The 19,859-nt window shown below is 42.2% G+C and carries 15 protein-coding genes and 1 pseudogene; 11 read left to right on the top strand and 5 right to left on the bottom strand.

Annotation, left to right across the window (positions count from 1 at the left end; genetic code table 11):
- The first annotated feature begins 472 nt into the window (after positions 1-472).
- The 6 genes from H6G18_RS07835 (at position 473) to H6G18_RS07810 (ending at position 6,482) form a co-directional block, all read left to right on the top strand.
- Positions 473-883 (top strand): QcrA and Rieske domain-containing protein, encoded by a 411-nt coding sequence (locus H6G18_RS07835; RefSeq protein ID WP_190406525.1) that lies wholly within the window; start codon positions 473-475, stop codon positions 881-883.
- Between the two features lie 118 nt (positions 884-1,001).
- Entirely contained in the window at positions 1,002-2,216 is a 1,215-nt protein-coding gene (locus H6G18_RS07830; RefSeq protein ID WP_190406524.1) for a HEAT repeat domain-containing protein, read from the top strand.
- 289 nt (positions 2,217-2,505) lie between these two features.
- Positions 2,506-3,108, top strand: coding sequence for a TetR/AcrR family transcriptional regulator (locus H6G18_RS07825; protein ID WP_190406523.1), 603 nt, complete (start codon positions 2,506-2,508; stop codon positions 3,106-3,108).
- Between the two features lie 42 nt (positions 3,109-3,150).
- On the top strand, positions 3,151-4,440 hold the full coding sequence (locus H6G18_RS07820) for an ABC exporter membrane fusion protein (RefSeq protein WP_190406522.1): 1,290 nt from the start codon (positions 3,151-3,153) through the stop codon (positions 4,438-4,440).
- A gap of 66 nt (positions 4,441-4,506) precedes the next feature.
- On the top strand, positions 4,507-5,673 hold the full coding sequence (gene devC / locus H6G18_RS07815) for an ABC transporter permease DevC (RefSeq protein ID WP_190406562.1): 1,167 nt from the start codon (positions 4,507-4,509) through the stop codon (positions 5,671-5,673).
- Positions 5,674-5,735: 62 nt separating this feature from the next.
- Positions 5,736-6,482, top strand: coding sequence for a DevA family ABC transporter ATP-binding protein (locus tag H6G18_RS07810; protein WP_190406521.1), 747 nt, complete (start codon positions 5,736-5,738; stop codon positions 6,480-6,482).
- A gap of 126 nt (positions 6,483-6,608) precedes the next feature.
- On the opposite strand, the gene purF is transcribed toward H6G18_RS07810, so the two are convergent.
- From purF to H6G18_RS07795, 3 genes are all read right to left on the bottom strand, one after another.
- Entirely contained in the window at positions 6,609-8,108 is a 1,500-nt protein-coding gene (purF, locus tag H6G18_RS07805; protein WP_190406520.1) for an amidophosphoribosyltransferase, read from the bottom strand.
- Between the two features lie 410 nt (positions 8,109-8,518).
- On the bottom strand, positions 8,519-10,867 hold the full coding sequence (gene purL / locus H6G18_RS07800; protein WP_190406519.1) for a phosphoribosylformylglycinamidine synthase subunit PurL: 2,349 nt from the start codon (positions 10,865-10,867) through the stop codon (positions 8,519-8,521).
- Positions 10,868-11,917: 1,050 nt separating this feature from the next.
- On the bottom strand, positions 11,918-12,403 hold the full coding sequence (locus H6G18_RS07795; RefSeq protein WP_190406518.1) for an allophycocyanin subunit alpha-B: 486 nt from the start codon (positions 12,401-12,403) through the stop codon (positions 11,918-11,920).
- 146 nt (positions 12,404-12,549) lie between these two features.
- Here H6G18_RS07795 and rlmD point away from each other — a divergent pair, with 146 nt between their 5' ends.
- Positions 12,550-13,932 carry a 23S rRNA (uracil(1939)-C(5))-methyltransferase RlmD gene (gene rlmD / locus H6G18_RS07790; RefSeq protein WP_190406517.1) on the top strand — a complete coding sequence of 461 codons (1,383 nt, stop codon included), beginning with the start codon at positions 12,550-12,552 and terminating at the stop codon, positions 13,930-13,932.
- Between the two features lie 396 nt (positions 13,933-14,328).
- Entirely contained in the window at positions 14,329-14,778 is a 450-nt protein-coding gene (locus tag H6G18_RS07785) for an ATP-binding protein (RefSeq protein WP_190406516.1), read from the top strand.
- Between the two features lie 52 nt (positions 14,779-14,830).
- Here the strand turns inward: H6G18_RS07785 and H6G18_RS07780 are convergent, their stop codons facing one another.
- Positions 14,831-15,115, bottom strand: coding sequence for a DUF6439 family protein (locus H6G18_RS07780; RefSeq protein WP_190406515.1), 285 nt, complete (start codon positions 15,113-15,115; stop codon positions 14,831-14,833).
- 78 nt (positions 15,116-15,193) lie between these two features.
- Here H6G18_RS07780 and H6G18_RS07775 point away from each other — a divergent pair, with 78 nt between their 5' ends.
- Entirely contained in the window at positions 15,194-15,556 is a 363-nt protein-coding gene (locus H6G18_RS07775) for a hypothetical protein (RefSeq protein WP_190406514.1), read from the top strand.
- A 2-nt stretch (positions 15,557-15,558) separates the two neighbouring features.
- Positions 15,559-16,950, top strand: a complete 1,392-nt coding sequence (asnS, locus tag H6G18_RS07770) for an asparagine--tRNA ligase (RefSeq protein WP_190406513.1) — start codon at positions 15,559-15,561, stop codon at positions 16,948-16,950.
- A gap of 96 nt (positions 16,951-17,046) precedes the next feature.
- On the opposite strand, the pseudogene H6G18_RS07765 reads toward asnS, so the two are convergent.
- Positions 17,047-17,850 (bottom strand): annotated as a pseudogene (locus H6G18_RS07765) (Rpn family recombination-promoting nuclease/putative transposase).
- 392 nt (positions 17,851-18,242) lie between these two features.
- On the opposite strand from H6G18_RS07765, the gene H6G18_RS07760 reads away from it, so the two are divergent.
- Positions 18,243-19,724, top strand: coding sequence for a cytochrome P450 (locus tag H6G18_RS07760; protein WP_190406512.1), 1,482 nt, complete (start codon positions 18,243-18,245; stop codon positions 19,722-19,724).
- Positions 19,725-19,859 lie beyond the last annotated feature (135 nt).

The following is a 19,859-nucleotide window of genomic DNA, read 5'->3' as shown; positions in this document are numbered from 1 at the left end:
ATAAATTTTTAATTGAGACTTCAGAATTTACTGCTTAAGATCAATCTGCTCGTAGTCTTTGCTTGTGCTACGAGGTCTAGTAATGAAAAATGAACTATTTATTTATGCCTGATTACTTATACTCAAGAAGGTTATAAAGTGATCTATTTGCTACTTCAATGATTGACACGCCGCCGATTTTTCACTGAAGATACCTCTAGACCTACATCTGGGAGAATTTGTAATCTTTTAGATTGGCTAATTTTGTCAAGATGTTTTTGCGAATGTTTATGTAACAATTTCGATACTTCTAAGGTTATGTTGGGATTTCAGATAAAATAGTATAGGTAGCTACAAAATATTAGTAATAATGCTTAAATTGAATATCTAATATGCGTTTCCTGCATTACATATACTGAACGAGCAGAACAAAATGCCTGTAATGCCCTTTTATAGACGGTGTATAGATATTCTTGACTATTGACTAAAAACTATGAAACGTCGGGATTTCATTAATTGGGTGGGTTTGGGTTGGATAGCTAGTAGCCTACCTATAGCGATCGCTGCTTGTTCTTCTCAACAAACAACATCTACAGATTGGCAAACGGTGGGTACTGTTGCTGAATTAGATAAAACTGGTCAATTACTTAATGAAAACTCACCAATTGGGCCAGTCTTGGTAGTGGGTACATCTAATACTGGAAATTTGACTGCTGTTAACCCCACCTGTAGCCACAAAGGTTGTACCGTAGCATGGCAAGCCCAAACTGAAAAATTTGTCTGTCCATGTCATGGCGCAGAATACGGAGTTGATGGTAAAGTGCAAAAAGACCCAGCTACACAACCACTCAAAACTTACGCCGCCAAAATTGAGGGTAGTTCAGTTGTAGTCAAGCAAAGCTAGTGTGACAAATCTAGAAACAGAGAGTAGGAAGAGAAGTCGCTCAAAGACTCGCTACCGCTAACACCATTCATAAATCCCCAATTCCCAAGGTCTTGTGAATAATATCAGGCAACTTTTGATGCAGGCCCAGGCGGCGCATAGTGTAGGTGATTGGTCATCTGTGATTAATTATCTACAACAGTTGATTTTATTAAATAGAAATGAAATAGCTCATTCAGAACAATTGCTGGAATTAGCACTCTCAGTTTTTGAGTGCGGAGATTTTCAGGAACGCTGGGAGACTTCCAAGGTGTTAATTAATTTGGGAACTGTAGCCATTAACCCATTAGTTGACATCTTAGAAGACGAAGATGCAGAGGATGAATTGTGCTGGTTTGCTGCACGAACTTTAGGCGAATTGCAACACCCAGATGCCATTATCCCTTTAGTAGAATTATTGAAAAATAGTGAAGATGAGGAACTTAAAGCGATCGCCGCATCAGCAATAGCACAAATAGGGACTATTGCTATTCCTGTAATTGTCGAACTGCTAAACCACCAAGATACAAGACTTTTGGCGGTGCGATCGCTAGCTTACATCCGGCGTACAGAAATCATCGCGCCTCTGTTGAGTGTGGTGCAGGATGCCCAAGCAGCAGTCCGCGCCGCCGCCATCGAAGCCCTCAGCAGTTTTCATGATGAACGTGTACCCCCTGCACTGTTGAACGCTTTAAATGATTTATCTGCCATAGTCAGACGTACAGCAATTCAGGGTTTAAGCTTTCGCTCAGACTTATGTTCACAATTAAATTTAGTCGCCAAAATACAACCCAAGTTGTATGACTTTAATATCGAGGTTTGCTGTGCAGCTGCAAATGCTCTTGCCCGGATTGGTGGTGATGATGCTGCCCACCATTTATATACAGTACTCATATCACTCCATACACCAATTACCCTACAACTGGAAATCATCCGGGCTTTAGTTTGGCTGGAGTCATTAACTGGACTGGAATATTTGCAACAGGCATTAAAGGAACTTACATCAGAAACACTTTGGCAAGAAATTGTCACAGTTTTGGGACGGGTACAAAAGCCAGAGTTAATCACATCAGCTACAGCAATTCTGTTAGAGATAGTGCGATTACCTACGGTAGAGCGTAGCTTATCGCCACATCCAGCGACAAAAATTAATAGTGTAAAAAGTGCGATCGCCTTATCTTTAGGTCAATTGGGTAGTCCGCAAGCCATTGAAAGCTTAACTGTGCTGACAGTAGATACAGATGAACTTGTCAGACTCCATGCGATCGCGGCACTGAAAAAAGTAGCTCCGAAAAATAGGGGTGTAGGGGTTTGAGGGTTGAAGAAGCCAGAAGGGAATTCTGATTCCTGCCCTCTACCTTCTGCCTTCTTCATGCTAGTTCTTGGACATAGCCTTGACAGCGCTAGGAACCTAGAATAAATTAAGAAATGTGTAGCAGTTTAATATTTTTTTAACAGTTGTTTGCCCACAGTCAAAGAGACTTTTTAGAGGCTGATAATTTTTTCGCAGTAGTTTAATACAAGTTTCCAGTCAGCACTTGACTAACAAATAAAAATAGTTATACGTTAATATAACGAGCGTTCGATATAAATAATCCGTAATTATGCCTAAGATTGTTAACCATGACCAATATCGAAAAGAACTGCTCAGTAAATGCTTTGATTTATTTGCTGAGAAAGGTTACGGTTCCATCACCATGAGGCAGATTTCTCAAAGCTTAAAAGTTTCTACAGGTACCTTGTATCACTACTTCCCTAGTAAACAAGCATTGTTTGAGCAACTAGTAGAAGAAATCAGTCAACAAGATGTGAGTGCAGCATTAGCTGAAATGGATGGAGCAAAAACAATAGAAGAGGCAATGATAGCCTTAGGTAGATATTTAGTAAAGCACGAAGATTATTGTATTAAATGGACGTATATTTGGGTAGATTTTTGTCAACATCAAGATACAAATGAAGTCGGAAATAACATTGTATTCAAGCGTGTTAATAGACGTTACCAGCAAGCCGTATGTGATTTTTTAGGCATTCAAGATATGGTTATAGCTTCCTTTGTCTTAAGCTTGGCTAATGGCTTAATTTTAGAAAAACTCTGGTGTAATCAAACAATAGATTTTCAAGAACAATGTGCCTTGCTAGGAAAAATGCTGACACTTTACCTACAGCACAACCAAATAAATCAAGTGAATAATTCTCATTTAAATTAATTCTAATTTACAGCCTAAATAAAATTATTTTGTGAGGGGAATATGAGTCAAAAACTATTATTTAAACCTGCTAATCAAGGAGTAATAGCATTAGTAATTGCTGCTACTGCCATTACATCGGGAATTGTTTTTTATGCAGTTACTCAGTTTGGGCAAGTTAATAAAACTGCTGCATCCGATGCTGCACCGACTGAGGCGATCGCTCCTAAGATAACTGCTCTAGGTAGGCTAGAACCGGAAACAGAAGTTATCAGTCTATCTGCACCATTGGCTTTAGATGGCGATCGCGTCGCCCAAATCTTAGTTAAAGAGAGTGATGAAGTTGAAATTGGACAAGTTGTAGCAATTTTAGACTCTCGCGCCCGCTTGCAAACCGCCGTACTCCAAGCTGAGAAACAAGTGCGCGTTGCTCAAGCCAAACTCAATCAAGTTAAAGCTGGAGCTAAAACTGGTGACATTCGCGCCCAGCAAGCCAGTGTAGAGCGTCTACAAGCCCAATCCCAAGGCGACAGAACAGAGCAGCAAGAAAGCATAGCCAGGATAGAGGCGCAATGGCAAGGAGACAGAACCGCCCAAGAAGCCACCATTAAGAGGGTAGAAGCAGAACTGAAGAATGCGGAAGCCGAGTATCAACGCTATCAGCAACTTTACTCAGAAGGAGCAATTTCTAGTTCAGCAATTGATAGTAGACGCTTGAGTGTGGAAACTGCCAAACAGCAACTAGACGAAGCCAACGCAGTATTGAATCGGATTAACACCACCGCTAGCAAACAACTAGCCGAAGCCAAATTTGCCCTTAACCGGATTAACGCCACTGGTAACAAACAAATTAGCGAAGCCAAAGCCACACTTACCAGTATTGCCGAAGTTAGATCAGTCGATGTGCAAGCAGCACAAACAGAAGTAGAAAGTGCGATCGCATCCCTCAAACGCGCCACAACCGACCTAGAAGCGGCTTACATCAAAGCCCCAATAGCTGGACAGATTCTCAAAATTCATACCCGTGTCGGCGAAAAAATTAGTGATAACGGCATTGCTGACTTAGCACAAACCACTCAAATGCTAGCCGTTGCCGAAGTCTATCAAACCGACATCGGTAAAGTGAAACTAGGACAACCAGCCGTAATTACCAGCCAAGCTTTTGCAGGTGAACTGCGAGGAAAAGTTTCCCACATCGGCTTACAAGTAAGGCGACAAAACGTATTTAGCAATCAGCCAGGAGAAAATCTCGATAGCCGAGTAGTTGAAGTCAAAATTCGCCTCAATCCCGAAGACAGCAAACAAGTTTCAGGTTTCACCAACTTGCAAGTACAAACATCAATTGAACTGTAGGGAGTGGGAGAAGAAGCAGGGGAGCAGGGAGAGAAGAAAACCAATAACTAATAACTAAATAATATGATGTTTGCCAAAATGTTTCACAAAACTCCGCTAGCTTGGCGGCAGTTAATGAAGGAAAAAACTCGGCTGGCGGTTGCTGTTGCAGGTATTACTTTTGCTGATATGTTGATGTTTATTCAGCTAGGTTTTGAAAGTGCCTTGTTTGATGCAGCAGTACAACCTCATCGCAATTTACAAGCAGATTTGGTGTTGATTAATCCTCAATTTCAAACTCTGTTTTCGGTAAAAAGCTTTTCTAGAGAGCGGCTATATCAGACATTAGGTTATGAGGGTGTGCAATCAGTAACCCCCCTCTACATAGGCACAGGACAGTGGAAAAATCCCGAAACTCGTCAGGATCGAGCCATCTTAGTATGGGGTATAGATCCGGCAACATCGGCTTTTACATTTCCAGAAATCAAAAAAAATCAGAGTCAAATCAAACAGTTAAACCAAGTCTTATTTGATCAGGCTGGTCGTCCAGAATACGGAGCAGTTGGCGATATATTCAAGAAAACCAACAACTTTCAGACAGAACTAAATAATATCAGCATCAATGTTAGTGGTGTATTTAGTAATGGAGCCTCCTTTGCGGCTGATGGTAATGTCATCGCCAGTGATTCCACATTTTTAAGATTATTTCCCGAACGAAAAGCAGACCGTATCGAAGTAGGATTAATCACCCTCAAGGCGGGAGCAGATCCAGAAAAAGTGCGATCGCAACTAGCCGCAGGGCTACCCAATGATGTCAGAGTCTTGACTCCAGAAGGGTTTGCTCAAACTGAAAAAGACTACTGGGCAAACGGTACTGGTATCGGTTTCATTTTCGGGTTGGGTGTGGGAGTAGGCTTTATCGTCGGTATCGTGATTGTCTATCAGATTCTCTACTCTGATGTTTCCGACCATCTGCCAGAATACGCCACTCTCAAAGCAATGGGCTACACAGATCGCTATCTTCTAGTAGTCCTACTGCAAGAAGCATTGTTACTAGCCGTCCTTGGTTATCTCCCAGCTTATATTCTGTCCTTTGGGTTATATCAAGTTACCTACGCTGCAACTATGCTGCCCATAGCCATGAAGCTAGAACGGGCAATAACTGTATTTATTCTCACTATTATCATGTGTACCTTTTCCGGTGCGATCGCTATGCGAAAACTACGCTCTGCTGATCCTGCGGATGTTTTTTAGTCCATAGTTATTTTCCTTTGCCCTCATCTTCTTTAACTCTCTCTACTCCCCTGAAAAAGTTTATGTTACAAGAATCTCTACTAGCCAATTCCCAATCCTCGGCTTTAGAACCTGTAATTTCAGTCAGCAATCTCAATCATTACTTTGGTTCAGGGGGGCTTTGTAAACAAGTCCTATTTGACATTAATTTGAATATTAATACTGGTGAAATTGTCATTATGACGGGGCCTTCAGGTTCAGGTAAAACCACTCTATTAACCTTGATGGGTGGCTTGCGTTCAGCGCAAGAAGGGAGTCTGAAAATTTTAGGACAGGAAATTTGTGGAGCTAACAAGCAGCAGTTAACTAAACTGCGTCGCCAGATTGGCTATATATTCCAAGCCCATAACCTTATGACATTTTTAACTGCAAAAGAAAACGTGCGAATGTCCCTAGAACTACATGATGAGTATTTAAATCAGGACATCAACACCAAAGCGATCGCTATGTTAGAAACTGTTGGTTTAGGGGATAGGGTAAATTACTATGCCGAAAACCTTTCTGGGGGGCAGAAACAACGGGTAGCGATCGCCCGCGCCCTCGTCAGTCATCCGAGAATTGTTTTAGCAGACGAACCCACAGCCGCCCTAGACAAAAAATCAGGACGCGATGTTGTGGAACTCATGCAAAAGCTAGCCAAAGAACAAGGTTGTACAATTTTGCTAGTTACCCACGACAACCGCATCTTAGATATTGCCGACCGCATCATATATATGGAAGATGGTCAACTAAAAAGCGATGATCTGGATATTGCGGCTAAGATGCACTAAAATTTGCAGCCCCTATTCAGGGAACTTATTGTCGCGTACATCTTTCCATACTCCGCGTTCCTCTGTGTTGAAAATAGGGGAGTGCTGAGTGAAATTCTCAACTCAGCACTAATTTGTTCCCAATCCCTAAACTACTACCTTTTCTAAAATTAACTTAGACCGCTTCACCTGCTCAGGAATAGTAACAGGGTAATCACCAGTAAAACAAGCAGAACAGAAACTATTTTTGTCTTCTCTTGTTGTTTCTAACATTCCATCCCAACTGAGATAAGCAAGGCTGTCAACTTCTAGCTGCTTGGCAATTTCTTCTACTGACTTCGTAGCAGCAATTAACTGATCTTGAGAATCGGTATCAATTCCGTAGAAACAAGGATGAGTTACTGGTGGTGAAGAAATCCGCATATGTACTTCGGCTGCACCAGCTTCACGCAAGGCTTTAACCAGCTTGCGGCTAGTAGTTCCTCTGACAATGGAATCATCGACAATAATCACCCTTTTACCCGCCAAGACATCTTTGAGGGGGTTGAGTTTCATCTTAATTCCTGACTCGCGCATGGTTTGGGTTGGCTGAATGAAGGTACGCCCAACATACCGATTTTTAATTAACCCTTCACCATAAGCAATTCCAGAAGCCTGAGAAAATCCAATAGCAGCAGGAATACCAGAGTCAGGTACACCAAAAACAATATCAGCTTCTACACAGGATTCGGCTGCCAGTTGCCGTCCTAAACGCATCCGATAGCTGTATAAGCTTTCATTGTGCATTTGGCTATCGGGACGAGCAAAATAAATCATCTCAAAGATACACAGTTTACGCTGGGGCTGTTCGCTCCAGTGATAGGAAGCTAAACCTTCTTCCGTAATCCAAACTACTTCACCTGGTTCAACATCGCGTAAGTATTCAGCGCCAATAATATCTAAACCACAGGTTTCCGAAGATAAAACATAACGCACGGGATTACCAGCCAAAGTCCCAATTACCAGAGGACGAATCCCATTTGTGTCACGTACCCCCATCACGCCAACAGGAGTCCCAACCACTAAACTAAAAGCGCCCTGGCAACGATGGAATGCTTGAATTGCACCTTCTAACCAGTCTGCACCTGCGTTCACTGCTTGAGCGATCGCAAAAGCAATCATTTCTGAGTCTGTGGTTGTTACTAGGTTGCAGTTACTATTAATTAACTCTTCTCGCAGTTGTACAGTATTGACTAAATTGCCATTATGTGCTAAAGCGAGTTTACCTAAACGTGTGTCCAGTACAGCCGGTTGGGCATTAACTTTGCGGCTGGAACCAGTAGTAGAGTAGCGAGTATGACCAACGCCGATGTTGCCGGGCAGCTCTTCTAAAATCGACTCATTAAAGACTTGGGACACTAAACCCATATCTTTGTGTAAGTGAACTTGTGTACCCTCAAACGTGGCAATGCCAGCTGATTCCTGACCCCGATGTTGCAAGGCATACAATCCAAAGTAGGTCAGTTTCGCAACATTTTCTCCTGGGGCGTAAATGCCGAAAACTCCGCAAGCTTCTTCTGGCTTGTCAGGACGATTTTCTTGACTATGGCTTGGGTTGTTAGTCTGATTGGGGGATTCATCCAAAGTGACGGAATCGATGGGAATCATGCTAGCTTTGCTCCTGGTTGGGGTATCAAGTCAAAATAATTCGTAATTAATAATTCGTAATTCGTAATTTTTACTCCACCAATCATGGCGGGGTTTCGCAGCAAACAGTAAAATTTTTGGTTTTCCATCAATCAATTGAGGGCTTTTACGCTGAATTACGAACTACGTAGCTTGCTTCCGCGTAGCGGTATTACGAATTAAAAATTATTGGGTCACTGGGATTATGTCTAAGGATAGTTGCGGAATTTTCTTAATATATCTTTAACCATCTATTAAAACAGTACCCTAATTGTGATTAAAGATGCTATCAATTTCAGAGAATTAAGATTATGGGGAATCCTGAGTCCTGAGTGGGGAGTTGTCAGTAAGACATTATTTCTCTGGCTCCTGTTCCCTGCTCCCTTAACTTCTCAGGTGGTTGTACTAGATATTGCTAATCGCCTAGCGATCGCATTTTGATAAATATCATTCATTTCTTCGATACTAACGTGGATTAAGGTTTGATTATCAGTAGTTAAAACCGTCAAACCTGCATCAGTATTTTCAACCATGCCTAATTTTTGCCAATTTTCTCCTAGATGTTCCTGTAAATAGGATTCCCACGTTTCCTGTTGTGTGGATGCTACAGAAACTAAAATTCTGGCCCCACCTTCACCAAACAGCACTTCATCCAGGCGTTGTAACTGAGTTGCGGAAACCTCTACGTGAATTTGCGCCCCCAGGTTGCCAGCAAGACAAGATTCTGCTGCGGCAATAGCTAAACCCCCCTCAGCACAATCATGGGCTGAACGTACCCAACCAGAACGAATACCCTCACGACAAACTTTCTGCACGCGGCGTTCTAACTCAAAATCTACCCGTGGAGGTCTACCCGCTACAGTGCCGTGAATAGTAGCTAAATATTCCGATGCGCCTAAACTGCTGGCAGATGTTCCCAAAAGGTAAATAACATCACCTGCGGCTTGCCAACCTTGACCGCAAATTTTGGTTAAATCTGAAATCAACCCTACCATTCCCACAACTGGAGTTGGGTAAATCGGCTGGGGATTGCCTTGAGGATCAAGGGTTTCATTATAAAGAGAGACATTACCACCAGTAACTGGTGTTGCTAATTCTCGGCAACCTTCCGCCAAACCTCGACAAGCCTCCGCCAATTGCCAATAACCAATGGGTTTTTCTGGACTACCAAAATTTAAGTTATCAGTCACCGCCAGAGGTTCTGCACCCACACAGCTAAGATTCCGGGCTGCTTCTGCCACCACTGCCTTAGCACCCTCATAGGGATCAAGGTAAACATAACGAGGATTGCAATCAACAGTAGCCGCAACACCACTTAGGGCATTAGTAATTTTCTCTTGCCCTTCCAGGGGTCTTAATCTCACCACTGCCGCATCTGCACCACCAGGTAGGAAAACTGTATTATTCTGCACTTGGTGATCATACTGACGGTATACCCAATTTTTTGAGGCGATCGTTGGGGTATTGAGCAAAGTTAACAAAATATCATGCCAACTTTGCAGATTTCCTTGAATTTCAATACCGGCAATTGTCCAAGCAGGTAAGGAATCAGAAGACCATTCCCATGCTTGACGAGCATATTCTGGGGGTTCTGCCAGTAACTCGCGCTCGTAAAGTGGGGTATTCTCTGCTAAAGCGTCAGCCGGAATTTCCGCAGCAATTGCACCTTGAAAGAAAATCCTGACTATGGGTTCTGCAATTACCTTACCAGCAACAACCGCTTGTAGCCCCCAACGGTGGAAAATATCAATTAGTTCTTGTTCCCGTCCTTGATGAGCCACAAATAACATTCGTTCTTGAGATTCTGATAAGAGATATTCATAAGGAACCATCCCTGTTTCCCGCACAGGAATCTTATCCAAATCTAATTCAATGCCTACACCACCTTTAGCCGCCATCTCGGAAGTAGAACAAGTGATTCCAGCAGCCCCCATGTCTTGAGCTGCAACCACTGCACCTGTCTTAAACGCTTCTAAACAGGCTTCAATTAAAGATTTTTCTAAAAAAGGATCACCCACCTGCACAGCTGGACGGTCATCTATTGACTCATCACTTAATTCCGCACTAGCAAAACTAGCCCCACCCATGCCATCCCGTCCGGTGGTAGAACCTACGTACAACACCGGATTACCGATACCAGATGCCCCAGATTTGACAATTTCTGGTGTTTCCATTAATCCCAGAGCCATGACATTTACCAGGGGATTCCCCGAATAGGCGGGATCAAAGTACACTTCACCCCCAACCGTGGGAACCCCAACGCAATTACCATAGTGTGAAATTCCCGCAACTACGCCAGAGAATAGTCTTTGGGTTTTGGGGTCTTCTAGGGAACCAAAGCGGAGAGAATTTAGCAAAGCAATGGGACGCGCACCCATTGTAAAAATATCTCTAAGGATGCCTCCTACACCAGTGGCGGCTCCTTGAAAGGGTTCAACAGCCGAAGGGTGGTTATGAGATTCAATTTTAAATGCCAGTTGCAATCCCTCACCTAAATCTACAACCCCAGCATTTTCCCCTGGCCCTACAAGAATGCGGGGGCCTGTGGTGGGAAACTGTTTGAGTAAGGGGCGAGAATTTTTGTAGCAGCAGTGTTCTGACCACATCACCCCAAACATTCCCAGTTCAGCTTTATTGGGATGACGGTCTAATCGTCGGACAATCTCTGCGTATTCTTCTGGTTTGATACCTTCAGCAGCAATTTCTTGGGGGGAAAAGGGAATGGGAGATGTGGCGGTCATGGAAATAATGCACCAACAGGACAGAGCATTATTGTATCTATTATGCGAGCAGTACCACCAAATTTTTGAAGTTGGCGTTGATGGATTCTCATAACTTGGATGATGGAAATAAATTTAGGAGTCTGTAAGGCGATAAAAAAGATCCCTGGGAAAAAATTGCTCTTGTAGCAGTAAAACTCCACCAATAGAATGATCCCAAAAGCATTTAGCCAGCTATAAGATAAACAAAGCTCTGTTACATTTTACTTCAAACGTTAGATATACTTGCTTACCTTGAAGTTATGTGTATTTGTTTTTACTAAAAGAATAAATTTTTCGGTAGATACAGCTTATTAGGAAAAATAATGTGATAACAATCACATATGTTTATGATTAAGATCGCTTACGTAGAATCTACGAGATGACAATATTTAAGTATTACTGAACTCTAGCCGAGTCATTAATAGGGAACACACTAATTGCCGACAGTCTTTTACAAAAGGTTGTCGGTTTTTTGTTTGGAAACTGGAAACTGAGAGGCTCACAGGTGTAAGTTTTTTACGCTTTGTATACAAAAAACGGATTCTGGATCAGGGTGTCAGGTTTTATAAAACTATGATTCTCTCCTTGGTTTTATAGTCATCACTCATTGCGCCTTCCTTGGTTTTATAGTCATCACTCATTGCGCCTTGAAAAACCTACACTTGTCAGGGAATCGGAGGAGGCGCAGGGTTAGAATAAATAATGACTAATAAAATTTCCCCACATCTGGTTGGTAACTTGACAGAGAGAGAGCTTGCCAGAGCCACTACCAAATGTGGGGAGGTTATGATCAAAGGAGAATCTTATGGATTTATGAGGTTATTACCTAAGACTCAATTTAGTAAACCAGAAGCACCTCGTGAATCAGCACAGACTTTGTACTACTAAAGCGTTGCGGAAATAAATTTACCATCCAAAATTATTGAACAGCTTGCTTAATCAGCTTTTGGAATTTTGTTGACGCAAGCCTTCCCTACGGAGGCGTTAGCCTAGTGGTAGGCTATTTTGAATTCCGCGTAGCTTTATTTACTAGGACATTGCCTGAATGATGTAGTCAAAGTAAGGTGCAGCTGCGGCTGCGTCTTCTGCACTTAGTAAATCCAGAGAGGCTTTTTTCAGAGAATTGATAGCTTCTACCATACCGGGTACGGGAACGCCCAAGGAATTGTACATTTCCCTCACACCAATGATGCCGATTTTTTCAATTGGCTCTATGTCTCCGGCTAGTACGCCATAGGTAATCAGGCGTAAGTACCAACCAAAGTCACGGATACACAACGCACGCTGGCGTTCACCATAAGCGTTGCCACCAGGTGCGATAAAATCAGGACGCTTCTGCCAAAGTTGTTTGGTTGCTTCCTGAACGATTTTCTTTTCGTTCTCGGCTAAGGTACCAACAATCCGGGTTCTTTGAACACCGGTTTGCAAAAATTCCCTGATACTCTTGAGTTCGCCACTGCTGGGATAACGCAGTTCGTCGTCGGCTTTGAGAATAACTTGGCTAATTACAGTCATGATTATTTAAATCACGCGAAGTATTATTTGCTAGTTTAACGAGTTGGAGGTACAGAAGTGAAGGGGATAGGGAGATGAGGGAGATGAGAGAGATATTTTAACTATGGACTGTGGACGAATGACCATTGATTAATGACTAATGACTAATGACTAAATCTCTTTGGCTTCAGGGTGAATTGATTGAAGTAGCGATCGCCGACTTGAGTGATACTGGTGATGGTGTGGGACGGTTTGAGGAACGGGTGGTGTTTGTCCCAGATACTGTACCAGGCGATCGCGTTTTGGTACGCTTAATACACGTCAAGCCCAAATATGCCCACGGCAAGGTTCACCAGCTATTAGAACCATCTCCTCACCGTATTCGTCCGGGGTGTATTGTGGCTGATAAGTGCGGTGGTTGTCAGTGGCAACATATTGATTATGAATATCAGTTAATCGCTAAACGTCATCAAGTTATCCAAGCTTTACAACGTATCGGTGGTTTTGCTGAACCACCAGTAGATCCCGTATTGGTAACATCCTCATCTTTAGGCTATCGCAATAAAGCTACCTATCCTCTCGATATTTCTGCTACAGGTCAAGTACAAGCTGGTTATTACCAAAAAGGTAGCCATCATTTAGTTAACTTAAATCAATGCCCAGTTCAAGATCCCCGCTTAAATCCCTTACTGGCAGAGATTAAGCCAGATATCCAACAACGTGGCTGGACTATCTACGACGAAAAACGCCACCAAGGACAAATTCGTCATCTTGGTTTACGTATTGGTCGGCGGACAGGTGAAGTTTTGTTAACTTTGGTAGTCAAGGACTGGAACTTACCGGGAATTGAACAACAAGCCGAGGAATGGCTCCAACGCTATCCCCAGTTAGTAGGAGTGTCCTTAAATCGCAATCCTGAACGCACCAATGCGATTTTTGGCAGAGAAACCCGATGTATTGCCGGGGTTCCCTATTTAAAAGAAGTTTTTGCTGGACTGGAATTTCAAGTCCGCCCCGATACATTCTTCCAGGTTTTCACAGAAACAGCCGAGGCATTATTACAAGTAATTCAGTCAGAACTAAATCTGCAAGGGCATGAGACCCTAGTTGATGCCTACTGTGGTATTGGCACGTTAACCTTACCTTTAACTAAACAGGTACACCAAGCTATAGGATTAGAACTGCAACCAGAAGCTGTACAACAAGCTATTTGCAATGCTCAACACAATGGTATTAATAATGTGGAATTTCAAGTGGGAGCAGTTGAGAAATTGCTGCCAAATATGGGAATAATACCAGATGTGGTACTACTTGACCCACCGCGTAAAGGGTGCGATCGCATTGTCATCGAATCTTTATTAGCATCGAAACCTGCCCGCATCGTTTACGTCAGCTGTAAAGTAGCCACTCTCGCTCGTGACCTGAAATTACTGTGTGAAGATGGCTCATATACTATCCAACGCGTCCAACCCGCCGATTTTTTCCCCCAAACATCTCATGTGGAAGCTGCCGCTTTTCTTGTGCTATCACAGTTGCATAAGGATATTTAATCCTTGAGAACAACTCAAATTTCAAATTTGTAGTCTATTGCATAGTAAAAATGCTAAGATCGAATTAACTTAAAAATAGAAATCATTTTGTTAAAAGAACTAAAGTTGCATGGCTCTAATAACCCATGAATAAGATTGTTTAAAGTAAGAATCGGCGATGTAAAGAGAATTTCATAACTCTTACAAAACTCAGAACTTTTTGGTCAGTTATTACTCTCAAAGCCGTTTTATGTATCAACAATCAAACTTCATAAACAGAGTCGATGCTCCCCAGCATTTTCAAAACTTAGTAATAAAGACGCAAGTTTGAAGGCAGCATGACCACCTCCATTTTTATCAGGGTGCCTGTAACAGCAGACTGATGTCTAGCTAACTGAAAGCTATGGGGTTTCTCTCGTGATAACCATTTCCCTCCGTCCTGTTGGGCGTTATTGGGGCACTATTAGTTTCGCCTCAACCCTCTATCTTTGTCCTATATTAGATTTATTGTTGGCAGAAATTCCTGCCAAATTGCAAGCAGAACTGCGACTAGGGCTGCAAGAGGCCTTAGTGAATGCAGCTAAACATGGCAATAATCTTGACCCAAGTAAAACAGTTGTAGTCCGTTTTTCCCTTATAGATAATCAGTATTGGTGGGTGATATCCGACCAAGGTCAAGGCTTTAGCCCCGCAACCAGTGATGATGAAGATCCCACAGATTATTTACCACCCGATGAGTCAGAAAATGGTAGAGGAATGTGCCTTCTCCACCAAATTTTTGACCAAGTAGAGTGGAATCGTAAAGGCACAGAATTAAGATTGTGTAAACAAATGGAAAACCGCCCCCGTTTATCTCTGCGACGATAATGAAGTTAGTGATAGGTGCTGAATACTGAGTGGATAATATTTCACTCGGAATTTAGCCCTGCTTACTCTCTACTTTCTTATCACCATGAGACGGACAAGGAGGGGCGGATATAGAACGATTTAACCAACCAACAGCTTGTTCTAGTCTAGCAAGAGCTTCTGGGGGTTGATTTTTGAGTAAAAATACCATAGCGGCTGCTAATTGTTCACTAGCGCGAGAATTGCGGTTAGACTTGAGGCGATGCCAATCGTCAGGCGAAATACTCAGCCTTTCCATGAGGGCTTGGGCTAGTTCTAAATCGCTAAATTCATTAAGTTGAGTGGTTTTAGACAGCATATTAGGTTATGAGTGCTGAGTCTGATGACTTCCTAAATATTGGCAGATTAGCCTTTAATTTTAGTTTACTACTTGTCCATGAAGCCGCCTAAACAAGCACAGCCACCAGGGGAAAATCAAGAACCGCACTTTGAGCAAGAACTAGAAGAACTAGAGCGATCGCTCTTGAGCTTAAAACAAAGGTATGATCAAGTAAAGAGCGATCGTCAACAACAGGCACAATGGCAACAACGCCGTCAAGAACTACAGCAAAATAAATATCAGACCCCAGAAATTAAAGCAGAGTTACGACAAATCAAACAGCAACTGGAAATGCTAGAACTAAACTTAGAAAGCCAGTTGTTTTCTTGGCGTAGCTTGAAAAAACCTTTCTGGCAAGCCGTCCGCTTTGGTGGAATGGGCGTTATTATAGGCTGGATATTAAAGTCCTGTGCTGGGTAATTATGGTAAATCTACGGATTGCAGAAATATTGCGTAGTGGTCAACCTGATGAGTCTCTGGTAGTTCAAGGCTGGGTCAGAACTAAGCGTGAACTCAAGGGCTTTGCATTTATTGAGGTTAATGATGGCTCATCACTAGCTAATTTGCAAGCTGTCATTAATCAGGATTTGCCAGACTACGAAGCGATTGTCAAACAACTGAATACAGGTGCGTCAGTAGAAGTTGCTGGCGTACTGGTAGCTTCCCAAGGGAAAGGACAGCGTATTGAATTGCAAGCCGAGGCGGTGAAAGTTTACGGCGAAGCTGACCCCGAAACTTATCCATTGCAAAAGAAGCGCCACTCTTTTGAATTTTTACGCACAATTGGACATTTGCGATCGCGTACCAATTCCTTCGGTGCAGTGTTCCGCGTCCGTAATGCTTGTTCAGCAGCCATTCACCAATTCTTCCAAGAAAGGGACTTTTTGTGGGTACACACCCCAATCATCACCGCCAGCGATTGCGAAGGTGCAGGGGAACTATTTAGCGTCACTAGTTTAGATTTAAAGAAAATTCCCCGCGCAGAGAATCAAGCCGTTGATTACAGCCAAGACTTTTTTGCTAAACCCACCTACTTAACAGTAAGTGGACAACTGGAAGCCGAAGTCATGGCGATGGCTTTTAGCAACGTCTACACCTTCGGCCCTACCTTCCGCGCAGAAAATTCCAACACATCCCGCCACTTAGCAGAATTTTGGATGGTCGAGCCAGAAATGGCATTCTGTGACTTAGAAGGTGATATGGATTTAGCTGAGGCGTTCCTCAAACACATTTTTAATTATGTGTTAGAAAAATGCCCAGAAGACATGGATTTTTTTAATCAACGCATTGATAATAGTGTTTTAGCAACAGCAGAAAATATTATTAATAATCAATTTGAGCGTCTGACTTACACCGATGCCATCAAACTATTAGAAAAAGCTGATGTCAAGTTTGAATATCCTGTCAATTGGGGCTTAGATTTACAATCAGAACACGAACGTTATCTAGCAGAACAACTGTTCAAAAAGCCGGTAATTGTCACAGATTATCCAGCACAAATTAAAGCCTTCTATATGCGTTTGAGCGACGATGAAAAAACCGTCCGTGCAATGGATGTTCTTGCACCGAAAATTGGTGAAATCATTGGCGGTTCCCAACGGGAAGAACGTTTAGATGTGTTGGAACGCCGGGTAATTGCACAAGGGATGAAGCCTGAAGATTTATGGTGGTATCTCGACCTACGCCGATACGGTACTGTTCCTCACGCTGGTTTTGGCTTGGGTTTTGAAAGACTCGTGCAGTTTATCACAGGAATGGGTAATATTCGGGATGTGATTCCCTTCCCTCGGACACCACAAAATGCCGAGTTTTAGTACCAGTATCAGTTGGTAGAATTACATGAACAAAACCCGCAAAAGCGGGTTTTATTATTTCTTGTTAAAGTCACGGAAAATTTGTGAATCATCCGTTTAGATGCCAGATTCTTGTATCTCCTTTTGTAAAGACTGGACTTGCTCAAGTGATAATTCAGTAACTTGGGCAATTTGCTCTAAACTCATGCCAATTCCCAGCAAGTTTACAGCTAATTTTCTTGTTGTTTCAGCTTTACCTTCAGCTTTACCTTCAGCTTTACCTTCAGCTTTGCCTTCCTGTAATATTTCTTGATAAATTACTGATTCGCGCATAATCTCACTCCTTAAAAGTCTGCTAATTACATCTTTCTTTAAAACAATACCTGCTAAAATTGCACTGGCTGCTGCAACATTTCTCTGTAGCTGTTGATTTGTAATTGCTTCAACTGCTTTGGCTACTTGGCTTAATACCATTGTAGGATCTTTTGTCTGACTCAAAACAGCAAAGGGTAACAGACCGGGAACACTCATAAATCTATCTGTCGGTTGTTCCCATAGACGTATGACCTCAAACTCATGGTAAGTTTTTTCTAATCTAAAACTGGTTTCATTAATTAATTTTGAGCTATTTTTTCGCAAATAGATAACTATTTGACGCATTTGTTTGTTACGAAAGCGACGATACACCCTTACCCGATAATCTAACATCCGAAAAGGCATTTCTTCGTCTGCATTAGTTTGAAATTCTGTATGTAGAACTAAGTCATCTGATTATAATAAGATTAACGAATCAGCCCGAATGGGTTCATTTGATAATTCGGTAGGACTCAGTTCTGTTAATTTAATTGGTGAGCCTAGTAACCATGTTGCTAAGTCATCCTTGAAGTTTTCAGCAATGAATTTGCAAATGTTGTCATACATAATGGATTGATAGAAGTAGAATTAGGAAATTTGGATAACTATTAAACATAGATTACAAATAATACCAGAAAAGCGATCGCTACAGATTTAGGTTGGTTTGAGAGATGTTAACACAGCTTTCTCGTAGGGTAAATTAACACCTAAGAACTCTGTCTGTATTGGGTTTCACTTCGTTTTACCAAACCTACGCATCTGTAGCATTCTTTAATTGGTATGAACTATTAATACTAGAAAAAAGACTCCTAGCAAATAACTCTAATAAAACTGTATTTCTGATATCAAAAATATATTCAAAAATTAAATAATTCAGACCATACTAATAAGCCGGAAATTAATGTTTAGGTCCAGGAAAAGTAAATAATTATTCCCTGATTTATGGTGTTCTGTATAAGATGACAATAACCACTGATAAACCAAAATTAACTGTACCTGGGCCTAATCCTTTACCCATTTTTGGGCGTATCATACCGCTTGTAGGATATATCCGAGACTCCATTGATTTATCGCGTTGTCTATTTAAAAAATATGGTTCAGTGGTTTCTCTAGTAGCGGGAGGTGGGACAAATCTTTACTCATCAGAAGATTATTGTCCTGGTACTGTACTAGCTTACGGGTCGGAAAATGTTCGAGAAGTCACAAGTCAGCATGAGGTTTATCATAAATACCCGTTAACTGGAGGCTTGTATCGCCAACGCAATGACTCTCCACGCACAGAAACTCTCAAGCATTTTGGTGTCGGGTTATTTGGAGTTAACAGCAAAACTCATCGTCAACACCGCCAGCTATTAATGCCGGCGTTTCATAGACAGCGCATCGAGTCTTACTGCGATGATATTGTAGCTATTACCCAGTCAGTATTGGAACAATTGCCAGTTGGTAAAGCTATTAATCTTTGTGAAGTGATGCGAACGCTGACTTTACGCGTCGCTACAAAAACCTTGTTTGGTGCTGATATTGGTGATGAGGGTGGTAATAGTGCGAAATTATTGCAGAAAATCGGGGCTTTACTAGGTTCGCCTGCGATCGCCATTTTACCTTTTGATGTGCCAGGGCTACCTTTCCATCGTCTACTAAGTTTAATGGCGCAATTAGATGATGAAATGCGTACCCTAATTCGCCAGAAACAAGCCAGCCAAGAAGACTCAAAGGATGTACTCTCAATGCTCATCCAAGCACGGGACGCAGAAAGTGGCTTGGGACTAACGGAGGATGAGTTGCTCGGTCATGTTAGCGTCATCTTTGCGGCTGGTCATGAAACCAGCGCCAATGCTTTAACCTGGACGCTGTTTTTACTTTCCCAACATCCACAAATAGCAGCCAATTTACTTGATGAACTAGAGAATGTTTTGCAAGGCGCACCACCAACTGTAGAAAAGTTGCAGCAGTTATCTTTGTTGGAGCGAGTGATTAAAGAAAGTTTGCGAATTTTACCACCTGTACCCTGGAATGCGCGGGTGACATCGCAACCAACTTCTTTAGGAGGCTATGAATTGCCAACAGGGACAGAAGTTTTTGTGAGTATTTACCATACCCATCATCTACCGGAAATTTTCCCTCATCCAGAAAGGTTCGACCCCACGCGCTGGGAGAGCAAAGAACCCACCATGTATGAATATAATCCTTTTAGTGCAGGCTCCCGTATCTGTATTGGAGCGCCTTTTGCACTGATGGAAATTAAAATTGTCCTGGCTATGTTGTTGATGCAATACCGCCTACAATACATCTCTCAGCAAAGTCTAGAGCGGGAAGCATTAATTGTCATGGCTCCCAAGTATGGAATGCAAATGCTCATTAATAAGCAAGACCGCCAATTTACCAAAGGTGTAGGAGGTGTAAGAGGAAACGTGTGTGAAATGGTGGAGCTAAATAATTAATCTCGATTGGAACAAGAAACCAGCTACAACAAGTCGTTTCCCATCCAGAATCTCAAATTTAACATCCAAAATGGGCTGAGCTATCAGCTGTCAGCTGTCAGTTAATTATTGTCAAGCTGACGGCTGAATGCTGAT

It is taken from the genome of Anabaena subtropica FACHB-260 (assembly GCF_014697105.1).
Classification (GTDB): domain Bacteria; phylum Cyanobacteriota; class Cyanobacteriia; order Cyanobacteriales; family Nostocaceae; genus Trichormus; species Trichormus subtropicus.
The sequence above is the reverse complement of the archived record's forward strand: the minus strand, read 5'-3'. Positions and strand labels throughout refer to the sequence as shown.